Annotated in this window: 10 protein-coding genes and 2 tRNA genes; 1 reads left to right on the forward strand and 11 read right to left on the reverse strand. The window is 72.5% G+C overall.

Annotated features, from left to right (window positions below; genetic code table 11):
• The 3 genes from ACOJUF_RS11800 to leuC form a co-directional block, all read right to left on the reverse strand.
• The coding region (locus ACOJUF_RS11800) for an HU family DNA-binding protein (RefSeq protein WP_420122041.1) at positions 1-352 on the reverse strand (352 nt) is incomplete at its 3' end.
• A 234-nt stretch (positions 353-586) separates the two neighbouring features.
• Positions 587-1174, reverse strand: a complete 588-nt coding sequence (leuD, locus tag ACOJUF_RS11805; protein WP_420122042.1) for a 3-isopropylmalate dehydratase small subunit — start codon at positions 1172-1174, stop codon at positions 587-589.
• Positions 1175-1244: 70 nt separating this feature from the next.
• Positions 1245-2702, reverse strand: a complete 1458-nt coding sequence (leuC, locus tag ACOJUF_RS11810; RefSeq protein WP_420122043.1) for a 3-isopropylmalate dehydratase large subunit — start codon at positions 2700-2702, stop codon at positions 1245-1247.
• 114 nt (positions 2703-2816) lie between these two features.
• On the opposite strand from leuC, the gene ACOJUF_RS11815 reads away from it, so the two are divergent.
• The gene (locus ACOJUF_RS11815; protein WP_420122044.1) at positions 2817-3518 is read left to right on the forward strand and encodes an IclR family transcriptional regulator; all 702 of its coding nucleotides are present in this window, start codon (positions 2817-2819) and stop codon (positions 3516-3518) included.
• Between the two features lie 126 nt (positions 3519-3644).
• Here ACOJUF_RS11815 and ACOJUF_RS11820 read toward each other — a convergent pair.
• The 8 genes from ACOJUF_RS11820 to ACOJUF_RS11855 all read right to left on the reverse strand — a co-directional run.
• A tRNA-Glu gene (locus ACOJUF_RS11820) sits at positions 3645-3717 on the reverse strand.
• A gap of 81 nt (positions 3718-3798) precedes the next feature.
• Positions 3799-3870 (reverse strand) — tRNA-Gln (locus ACOJUF_RS11825).
• Between the two features lie 46 nt (positions 3871-3916).
• The gene (locus tag ACOJUF_RS11830; RefSeq protein WP_420122045.1) at positions 3917-4747 is read right to left on the reverse strand and encodes an HAD family hydrolase; all 831 of its coding nucleotides are present in this window, start codon (positions 4745-4747) and stop codon (positions 3917-3919) included.
• Positions 4740-6269: a glutamate--tRNA ligase gene (gene gltX / locus ACOJUF_RS11835; RefSeq protein WP_420122046.1), complete on the reverse strand. Its 1530-nt coding sequence runs from the start codon at positions 6267-6269 to the stop codon at positions 4740-4742. Before gltX ends, ACOJUF_RS11830 begins: the two co-directional genes overlap by 8 nt.
• 197 nt (positions 6270-6466) lie before the next feature.
• Positions 6467-7240 (reverse strand): fumarylacetoacetate hydrolase family protein, encoded by a 774-nt coding sequence (locus ACOJUF_RS11840; RefSeq protein ID WP_420122047.1) that lies wholly within the window; start codon positions 7238-7240, stop codon positions 6467-6469.
• 164 nt (positions 7241-7404) lie between these two features.
• Positions 7405-9081, reverse strand: a complete 1677-nt coding sequence (gene cimA / locus ACOJUF_RS11845) for a citramalate synthase (protein WP_420122048.1) — start codon at positions 9079-9081, stop codon at positions 7405-7407.
• 27 nt (positions 9082-9108) lie between these two features.
• Positions 9109-10131 (reverse strand): 3-isopropylmalate dehydrogenase, encoded by a 1023-nt coding sequence (locus ACOJUF_RS11850; RefSeq protein ID WP_420122049.1) that lies wholly within the window; start codon positions 10129-10131, stop codon positions 9109-9111.
• Between the two features lie 70 nt (positions 10132-10201).
• Positions 10202-10884: ACT domain-containing protein (locus tag ACOJUF_RS11855; RefSeq protein WP_420122050.1), on the reverse strand; the 683-nt coding region annotated here is incomplete at its 5' end.

The raw sequence follows: 10884 nt of genomic DNA on the forward strand, positions 1-10884 counted from the left end.
CGGCCGCCACGGCCCGGGCCTGCGCCGCGGCCGCGCGGGCGGTCAGCACCTGACCGGTCGGCTTGGGCAGCTTGACCGTGCCGGCGATGACGTCCTTGAAGTACTTGCCGGGACGGAAGGCCGGCACGTTCGTGCGCTTGACCTTGACGGCCTCGCCGGTGCGCGGGTTGCGGGCGGTGCGGGCGGCGCGGGCACGCTTCTCGAAGACGCCGAAGCCGGAGATCGAGACGTTGCGGCCCTTCTGGACCTCGCGCTGGATGAGGTCGATCATCCCCTCGACCGCGACCTGGGCCTTCTTCTTGTCACCGTCCAACCGCTCAGCGAGCTGGTTGATCAGGTCGGTCTTGTTCACTGTCCCTCCCGGGCACCTCGGGCCCGCGGCACGTTGGGGGCCGATTGGTGGCTCACGGTAGGCGCAAATGGGCGAAAGCGCCAGTGTGGCGCGCCCAGGATGCTGTGCGGGCTAACGGTTCTCAGCTCCCCGGCCGGCCCGGCCGGGGCGGCCGGACCGGGCCGGGAGCCCGCCGTGGGAGGTGAAAGCGGTTGCCGACCAAGGATTCTCGCCGGACGACGGGACCGGGCCCGGCTACCGGGTGACCGGCTTGTAGGCCGGCCGGGAGCGCTCAAAATTTTCGATCTCGTCGGCGTGCCGCAGGGTCAGCGAGATGTCGTCCCAGCCCTCGAGCAGCCGCCAGCGGATGTAGGGATCGATCTGGAACTCGATGACCAGCGACCCGGCGGTGATCGTCTGCTTCTCCAGATCGACCGTCACCGGGGTGCCCGGCTCGTTCTCCAGCAGCTTCCAGAGCAGTTCGACCTCGTCCTGGGTGACCTGGGCGGCCACCAGCCCGGCCTTGGCCGAGTTGCCCCGGAAGATGTCGGCGAACCGGGGCGAGATGACGACCCGGATCCCGTAGTCCATGAGCGCCCAAACCGCGTGCTCCCGCGACGATCCGGTACCGAAGTCGGCCCCGGCGACGAGCACCGAGCCCGCCCGGAACTCGGGCTGGTTGAGCACGAACGAGGAGTCGTTGCGCCAGGCCGCGAACAGCCCGTCCTCGAAACCGGTTCGGGTGATCCGCTTGAGGTAGACCGCCGGGATGATCTGGTCGGTGTCCACGTTGGTCCGGCGCAGCGGGATGCCGATCCCGGTGTGGGTGTGGAAGGCGTCCATCGTTGTCTCCCGTTTCGGTGGAGTGGGAATCGTCTGGGGAAGGGGTGAGCCGGCGGGCCGGGGCCGCGGCTCAGACCGGGGCCGGGACCGGCTCGAGATCGGCCGGGGAGGACAGGGTGCCGCGGACCGCGGTGGCGGCGGCCACCAGCGGGGAGACCAGGTGGGTCCGCCCGCCCTTGCCCTGCCGGCCCTCGAAGTTGCGGTTGGAGGTGGACGCGCTGCGCTCACCGGGCGCGAGCTGGTCGGGGTTCATGCCCAGGCACATCGAGCAACCCGCGCTGCGCCACTCGGCGCCGGCGTCCAGGAAGACCTGGTCCAGCCCCTCCTCCTCGGCCTGCGCGCGCACCCGCATCGAGCCCGGCACCACGAGCATCCGCAGGGTGGGGTCGATCCGGCGGCCGCGCAGGATGTCCGCCGCCGCCCGCAGATCCTCGATCCGGCCGTTCGTGCAGGAGCCGAGAAAGACGGTGTCGACGTGGATCTGACGCAGCGGCGTGCCCGGGGTCAGATCCATGTAGGCCAGGGCCTTCTCGGTGGCCAGTCGCTCGTTGTCGTCGGTCATCGCGTCCGGGTCCGGCACGGTGTCGCCCAGCGGAAGGCCCTGTCCCGGGTTGGTCCCCCAGGTGACGAACGGGGTCAGGGCGCTGCCGTCCAGCACCACCTCGGCGTCGAACGTCGCGTCGTCGTCGGTGCGCAGGGACCGCCAGTACTCAACGGCCTGGTCCCACAGCTCACCCTTCGGGGCGTGCTCGCGCCCGGCCACGTAGTCGAAGGTGGTCTCGTCCGGGGCGATCATGCCCGCCCGGGCCCCGGCCTCGATCGACATGTTGCAGATCGTCATCCGGCCTTCCGTGGACAGCGCCCGGATCGCGTCGCCGCGGTACTCCAGGACGTAGCCCTGGCCGCCGCCGGTGCCGATCTTGGCGATGACGGCCAGGATGATGTCCTTGGCCGTCACGCCCGGGGCCAGCTCGCCCTCGACGGTGATCGCCATCGTCTTGAACGGCTTGAGCGGCAGCGTCTGGGTGGCCAGCACGTGCTCCACCTCGCTGGTCCCGATGCCGAAGGCCAGCGCGCCGAACGCTCCGTGGGTGGAGGTGTGCGAGTCGCCGCAGACGATGGTCATGCCCGGCTGGGTGATGCCCAGCTGCGGACCGACCACGTGCACGATGCCCTGCTCGAGGTCGCCCATCGGGAACAGCCGGACGCCGAACTCCGCGCAGTTGCGCCGCAGGGTCTCGACCTGGGTGCGGGAGACCGGATCGTCGATGAGCAGGTTGCGGCTCCGCTTGCCCCCGGCGCCGCCGTCCTCCGTCTCGGTGAACAGGGTCGGCACGTTGTGGTCCTCGGTGGCCAGCGTCAGGTCGGTGCGGCGCACCGGGCGCCCCGCCTGGCGCAGCCCGTCGAACGCCTGCGGGCTGGTGACCTCGTGGATCAGATGCAGGTCGATGTAGAGCAGGTCGGGCTCGCCCTCCGCCGAGTGCACGACGTGCGCGTTCCAGACCTTCTCGGCCAGCGTGAGCCCCATTGCCTGATCTCCTGTTCCGTGCGGCACACCACCGGCGACCGCCACTTCCCACCGATGCCCCGGCTATCGGCGGCCGGGTGGACATCTCAACATGTGGGAATCTAGTATCGCTTCGTGGGACAGCATAGCGGCATCGGCGTGCTCGACAAAGCCGTCTCCGTGCTCACCGCCGCCGCCGCGACCCCGCTGTCGCTGGCCGAGTTGTGCGGAGCGACCGGCCTGCCCCGGGCCACCGCCCACCGGCTGGCCGTCGGGCTCGAGGTGCACGGGCTGCTGGCCCGTGATGCCGGCGGCCGCTGGTGCCAGGGACCGGCCCTGGCCGCCCTGGCTGCGGGGGCGCCGGACCCGTTGGTGGTCGCCGCGTCCGGCGTGCTGCCCCGGCTGCGGGACCGGACCGGGGAGAGCGTCCAGGTCTATCGGGCCGACGGGCTGTCGAGGGTCTGCGTGGCCGTCGCCGAGCCGTCCTCGGGCCTGCGCGACACCGTGCCGCTCGGCGCCCGGCTGCCGATGACCGCCGGGTCCGGCGCGCAGGTGCTGACCGCCTGGGCCGACGAGGGCTACCGGCGCGCCGTCCTGGCACAGGCCACGTTCACCGAGCGGTCCCTCGACCTGGTCCGCCGGCGCGGCTGGGCCCAGTCGGTGGCCGAGCGGGAGGCCGGCGTGGCGTCGGTCTCGGCGCCCGTGCACGCGTCCGGCGGCGGGGTGATCGCCGCCGTGTCGGTCTCCGGCCCGGTGGACCGCATCGGCCGGCAACCGGGGGCGCGGTGGGCCGACGATCTGATCGAGGCCGCCCGGAGCCTGAGCGCCGCGCTGTGAGGCCGCCGGTCGGCGACGATCGGCCCGTGTGATCTCGGACACCCGGGCATCGGCGATGGGGGACGCACGCGCCGGGCCCGGAAACGGCAACAGGCCGGACGCTGGGCGTCCGGCCTGTGCACTGCGTAGCCCCGAAGGGATTCGAACCCTCGCTACCGCCGTGAGAGGGCGGCGTCCTAGGCCGCTAGACGACGGGGCCCTAGAACGTTCGTGACCGGCGTCCTTGCCGAGCCTCGAACATGTTACACGACCGGGCGGCACTGCACTGCCCGTTCACGCGCTGGGGTACTAGGACTCGAACCTAGAATGAGGGAATCAGAATCCCTAGTGTTGCCAATTACACCATACCCCACTGGGTATCTCGCTCGGCGAACCGGGCGAGGCACCGGCAAAGAATACTACCGGTCCGATCCCCCTTGGCCCAAATGCAGTCCACCCGAGTCGACGACGAGCTCGCCCAGGGTGCTGATCCGGGTGACCGGCACCGCCCCGTCCGGCGGTGCCGGGTCCACCGCGGGAGCCGGTCCGGGGCCGGTCCCGGTGGCCGTCCGGTGGCCGGGCCGGTCGAGCCAGACCGGCCGTAGCCCGGCCGCGGCCGAGCCGAGGACGTCGACCTCCCAGCGGTCCCCGACGTAGGCCAGCTCGCCCGGCGCCCGACCGAGCCGGGCCGCGGCCAGGGTGAAGATCCGGGGGTCGGGCTTGGCGACACCCAGCTCACCCGAGTAGAAACCGTCCGCGCCCAGGTCGCCCAGACCCACGGCGGCGAGCTTGGCCCGCTGGTAGGCCCCGTCGCTGTTGGACAGGACGTGCACCGCGATCCCGGCCGCCCGCAGGCGGGCCAGCGCGACCGGCACGTCGTCGAAGACCCGGAAGTGGCCGATGATCGCGTCGTTGCGCCGCTGCTCCATCAGCTCGTGGTCCAGCCGGCGGGCGCCCGGCCGGTCGATCGTCCGCAGGAACGCCGCCATCCGGCTCAGCCGCATCTGGTCGAAGGTCAGCTCGCCGGCGGTGAAGCGGGAGTACTCCTGCTCCGACACCTGGTGCCAGGCCAGGTGGGCGGCCGCCACGAGGTCGCCGCGCGCCGTCCCACGGCCACCCGGCGCGTCCGGCGGATCGCCGCCCAGGGCGGCGACGACGACCTCGGCCAGCGCGGCGCGGGCCGCCCCGGCGAAGTCGACGAGGGTGTCGTCGACGTCGAACAGGACGGTCCGGATCCCCGCGTCAGGCACCGGCCGGCAACGCCGCCCGCGCGGCCCGCAGCCGGGCGGCGCACACGTCCCGGCCGAGCAGCTCCATCGACTCGTACAGCGGCGGCGAGACCGTCCGGCCGGTCACGGCCACCCGGACCGGCCCGAAGGCGACCCGCGGCTTGAGCCCCAGAGTGTCGATCAGCCGGGTCTTCAGCTCGGCCTCCAGGGCGGCGGCGGTGAACTCCCCGACCGTGTCGACGGCCGCGATCGCCTCCTCCAGCACGGGACCGGCGTCCGCCTTGAGCACCTTGGCCGCGGCGGCCTCGTCGACGGCGAAGGCTTCCCCGGCGAACAGGAACCCGGCCATGGTGGCCGCCTCGGACAGCAGCGCGGACCGCTCCTGGACGAGTGGGGCCACCGCGGCCACCTGCTCGAGCTGGGCGGGCGCCGGCTCGGCCGGGAGGACTCTCCTGGCCTGCAGGTACTCGCCCAGCCGGCGGGCGAACTCGTCCGGCGCGAGCAGGCGGATGTGCGCGCCGTTGATCGCGGTCGCCTTCTTGCGGTCGAACCGGGCCGGGTTGCCGGAGATCCGGTTGCCGTCGAACGCGGCGACGAGTTCGGCCGGGCTGAAGACGTCCCGGTCCTCACCGGCGACCACCGGCAGGGACCAGCCCAGCAGTGCCAGGTAGTTGACCATGCCCTCGGTGATGAACCCGTCCTCGCGGTACTGGAACAGGTTGGACTGCGGGTCGCGCTTGGACAGCTTGCGGTTGCCCTCGCCGGTGACGAACGGCATGTGCCCGAACTCGGGCACCAGTTCCGCCCGCCCGATGTCGATCAACGCCTCGTACAGCGCGATCTGGCGCGGGGTCGAGGGCAGCAGGTCCTCGCCGCGCAGGACGTGGGTGATGCCCATGAGCGCGTCGTCGACCGGGTTGACCAGCGTGTACAACGGCTCGCCGGTGCCGCGGACGAGCACCGGGTCCGGCACGGTGCCGGCCGGGAAGGTGATGTCGCCCCGCACCAGGTCGTGAAAGCCGATGTCCCGGTCCGGCATCCGCAGCCGCAGGACGGGCGCCCGCCCGGCCGCGGTGGCCGCCGCGACCAGCTCGGGATCCGGGGTGCGGTCGTAGTTGTCGTAGCCGAGCTTGGGATCGCGCCCCGCGGCCAGGTGGCGGGCGGTCACGTCCTCGGCGGTCGAGTAGGACTCGTACAGGTGGCCCGCGGCGACGAGCTCGGCGACCACCTCCCGGTAGATGTCGCCCCGCTGGCTCTGCCGGTACGGGGCGTGCGGGCCGCCGACGTTCGGGCCCTCGTCCCAGTCCAGCCCGAGCCAGGTCAACGCGTCGATGATGGCGAGGTAGGACTCCTCGGAATCCCTGGCCGCGTCGGTGTCCTCGATCCGGAACACGAAGGTGCCGCCGTGGTGCCGGGCGAACGCCCAGTTGAACAGCGCGGTCCGGGCCAGCCCGACGTGCGGGGTGCCGGTCGGCGATGGGCAGAAGCGGGCGCGGACCGGGCGCGACCCCGCCCGACCCCCCGCGGAAGGTGTCTGTGTCATGGCAGACCGACCCTATCGCCCCGCCACCCCCCGACCCGGCCTCCTTCCGCGCGGATCAACAACTCCGGCGCGGATCAACAGCCGCCCGATGTGACGGGAGGGACGGGAGTCGACGACTTCGTCCGCACTCGCGTTGTTGATCCGCGCGGTCCCGGGGGGGTCAGCGCGGTCCGGGGTGGGGGCGGTGGGCGAGGGCGTCAGCGGGCCTGGATGGGGTTGGTCAGGGTGCCGATGCCCTCGACGGTGATCGAGATGCTCTGGCCGGCCGTCATCGGGCCGACGCCGGCCGGGGTGCCGGTCAGCAGGACGTCACCGGGCAGCAGCGTCATCACGCCGCTGACGTACTCCAGGAACTCACCGATGGAGAAGACCATGTCGGCGGTGGTCCCGTCCTGCACGACCCGGTCGTCGAGCTCGGTGGTGATCCGCAGGTCGGACGGGTCCAGTTCGGTCTCGATCCACGGGCCGAGCGGGCAGAACGTGTCGTAGCTCTTGGCCCGGGTGAACTGGACGTCGGCCTTCTGCTGGTCGCGGGCGGTGACATCGTTGGCCACCGTGTACCCGAGGATGACCGAGGCGGCGTCGTCGGCCTTGACGTCGCGGCAGGGTCGCCCGATCACGACGGCCAGCTCGCCCTCGTAGTCCACCCGGTTCGAGGAGGCGGGCAGCCGGATCGGGGCATGCGGCCCGATGACGCTGGTGGACGGCTTCATGAACAGGATCGGGCTGGTCGGCACCGGGTTGCCCATCTCCGCGGCGTGGTCGCGGAAGTTGCGGCCCAGGCACAGCACCTTGGACGGCAGGATCGGTGCGAGCAGCCGGACGTCGGCCAGCGGCCAGGACTTCCCGGTGAACTCGGGGGCGCCGAACGGGTGGTCGGCGATCTCCCGGGCCCGCTGTTCGCCGCCGTCCGGGCCGTCGACGGCCGCGAAGGCCACGCCGTCGGGATGGGCGATGCGGGCCAGACGCATGAGACTCCTCAGCTCGGCGCGACCGGTGCGGTCGCGGTCGGTCGGTTCGGTCGGTCAGATCGCGGTCGGTCGGTTCGGGGTCGGCCGGTTCGCAGCCGGTCGGTCCGCGGCCGGTGGGGTCGGCGCGGCCGGTCCGCCGGGCGGGCGGCCGGTGCCGGTCGCGGTCAGGGGCCGGTCGCGGGCGTGGTGGGCAACACGTACACCAGCGCGTCGACCAGCGCCTGCCAGGACGCCTCGACGACGTTGGCGTGCACGCCGACGGTCGTCCACTCCTCGGGGCCGGGCGCGCCCACGGTCGCGCTGGTGACCAGCACCCGGGTGATCGAGTCCGTGCCCGCGTGCCCGGCCAGGATGCGCACCTTGTAGTCGATCAGCTCGACCTCGTTGAGCTCGGGGTACTGGTCGGCGACGGCGCTGCGCAGCGCCGAGTCCAGCGCGTTGACCGGGCCGTTGCCCTCGGCGGTGGCAATGATCCGCCGGCCGCCGACGTGCACCTTGACGGTGGCCTCGCTGTTCACCGACCCGCCGCTGTTCTCCACGATCACCCGGTACGACTCGAGGGTGAACGGCCGGGCGGCCGGCGGCAGGCCGGCCGCGTTCGCGTCGGCCGTGGCCAGCTCGTCGCGGATCAGCAGTTCGAACGAGGCGTCGGCGGCCTCGTACGACCAGCCCGCCGCCTCGCGCTCCTTGACCGCCTCGACGATCCGGCCCACCGCCTCAGGGCGGCCGGCCAGGTCGACGCCCAGCTCCTTGGCCTTGAGTTCGACCGACGCCCGCCCGGCCATCTCGGTGATCAGGATGTGCATGTCGTTGCCGACCCGGGTCGGATCCAGGTGGTTGTACAGATCCGGGTCGACCTTGATCGCCGACGCGTGCAGGCCGGCCTTGTGCGAGAACGCCGACGAGCCGACGTACGCCTGGTGCGTGTTCGGCGCGATGTTGGCCAGCTCGGCCAGGGCGTGCGAGACGCGCATCATCTCGGCCAGCGCGCCGTCCGGCAGCACCGGCAGGTTCATCTTGGTGGTCAGGTTGCCGACGACCGCGAACAGGTCGGCGTTGCCGGCCCGCTCCCCGTAGCCGTTGGCCGTGCACTGGACGTGGGTCGCGCCGGCCTGCACGGCGGCCACGGTGTTGGCCACGGCGCAGCCGGTGTCGTCCTGGCAGTGGATGCCGATGCGGAAACCGCCCCGGGCCGCCACGTCCCGCACGACCTCCGCGACGCCCATCGGCAGCATCCCGCCGTTGGTGTCGCACAGCACGACGACGTCCGCGCCGGCGGTCACGGCCGCCTCGGCCACCCGCAGGCCGTAATCCCGGTCGGCGGCGTACCCGTCGAAGAAGTGCTCGCAGTCCAGGAAGACCCGGCGCCCCTCGTCGACCAGCAGCCGGACGGTGTCGGCGACCATGGCCAGGTTCTCGTCCAGGGTGGTCCGCAGCGCCCGCTCGACGTGCCGGACGTCGGACTTGGCGACCAGGGTGATCACCTCGGCCCCGGAGTCGAGCAGGGCCCGCACCTGCGGGTCGGCGTCGGCCCGCACCCCGGCCTTGCGGGTGGCGCCGAACGCGACCAGCTTGGCCGTGGTCAGCGCCAGCTCGCCGGCCGCGGCCCGGGCGAAGAACTCCGTGTCCTTGGGCATCGCGCCCGGCCAGCCGCCCTCGATGAACCCGACGCCGAGCTCGTCGAGCAGGGTGGCGACGGCGATCTTGTCGGCCACCGAGTAGGTGATGCCTTCCCGCTGCGCACCGTCGCGCAGCGTGGTGTCGAAGACGTGGAAGGCGTCACCGAGCGGCGAGGTGCGGCGCAGGGCGGACCGCACCGGCGGGGCGATCGGGGCAGTCATGGTCACGGCACTCTCACGGAAGACGGGTCAGCTGGAGGCGAGCGCGGCGAGGCGATCGCCGATCGCCGAGGTCCGGGCCACGGACCCGCTCTGCCGGGTGGCCAGGTCGAAGGCGACGGCCGCCTCCACCCGGCGGGCGGCCTCGGGCAGCCCGAGGTGGTCCAGCAGCAGGGCCACCGACAGCACGGTGGCCGTCGGGTCGGCGGTTCCGGTACCGGCGATGTCGGGCGCGCTGCCGTGCACCGGCTCGAACATGCTCGGGTTGGCCCGGGAGACGTCGAGGTTGCCCGACGCGGCCAGGCCGATGCCGCCGGACACCGCGGCGGCCAGGTCGGTGAAGATGTCGCCGAACAGGTTGTCGGTGACCACGACGTCGAACCGGCCCGGATCGGTGACCAGGTAGATCATCGCGGCGTCCATGTGGCAGTACGCGACGGCGACGTCCTGGAACTCCATGGACACCTCCTCCACGACCCGGCTCCACAGCTGCCCGGCGTGGGTGAGGACGTTGGTCTTGTGCACCAGGGTCAGGTGCCGGCGCGGCCGGCGCGCGGCCCGCTCGAACGCGTCCCGGACGACCCGCTCCACGCCGAAGTAGGTGTTGAGCGAGACCTCGGTGGCGATCTCGTGCGGGGTGTCCTTGCGCAGGATGCCGCCGTTGCCGACGTACGGGCCCTCGGTGCCCTCGCGCAGGACGACCAGATCGATCGCCTTGTCCCCGGCCAGCGGCCCGGGCACCCCCGGGTACAGCCGGGCCGGGCGCAGGTTCACGTGATGGTCCAGCTCGAAGCGCAGGCGCAGCAGCAGCCCGCGCTCCAGGATCCCGGACGGGACCGTCGGGTCGCCGACCGCGCCGAGCAGGATCGCGTCGTGCTCGCGCAGTTCGCGCAGCACCGAGTCCGGCAGCAGCTCGCCGGTCCGGTGCCAGCGGGCCGCGCCCAGGTCGTACTCGTTCGTCACGACATCGGGGACCACCCCGCGGAGGACCTTGAGACCTTCGGCCACCACCTCCGGACCGATGCCGTCACCAGGGATGACCGCCAGCTTCATCGTTGACCTCTCTCGCGCCGTTCAAACCGGCAAAGGGTACCGTCCGTGTGACCTGCGTGTGCCCGGGCGGTCACCCGGCCGGGATGCCCCGCACCTGGATCGCCTCGATCGCGTCACCGATGCGGTCGAGCAGGGCCTGGTCCGGGATGCGGTCCACCCGCAGCACCATGATCGCGGCGTGGCCGTCCAGCTCCTGCGACAGCTGCGCCGCCTCGATGTTGACCTGCTGCTCGCCCAGCAGCGCGCCGATGGTGCCCATGACGCCCGGCCGGTCCGCGTAGGCGAACACCAGCAGGTCGCCCTCGGCCCGCAGGTCGAAGTGCCGGCCGTTGATCTCGATCAGCTTGGCGACCTGGCGGGGCCCGGACAGGGTGCCCGAGACGGTCCGCTGGCTGCCGTCGGCCATCGCCGCCCGCAGCCGCACCGAGGACCGGAAGTCGCCGATCTCCTCGGTCGAGACGCTGGTCAGGGTCAGGCCGTGCTCGGCGGCCAGCGCCGGCGCGTTGACGAAGGTGACGGCGTCGGTGATGACGCCGCCGAAGATCCCGCGGACGGCGGCGAGCTGCAGGATCGAGGTGTCGACCGCGGCCAGGTCGCCGCGCACCTCGACCGCGACCTGGCTCGGCACCCCGCCGGCCACCGCGGTCAGGATCGTGCCGAGCCGGGAGACCAGCGGGATCCACGGCTGCAGCTCGTCCGAGACCGGCCCGGCGGCCTGCACGTTCACCGCGTCGGGCACGAAGTCGCCGCGCA

The organism is Nakamurella sp. (assembly GCF_048594475.1).
Classification (GTDB): Bacteria; Actinomycetota; Actinomycetes; order Mycobacteriales; family Nakamurellaceae; genus Nakamurella.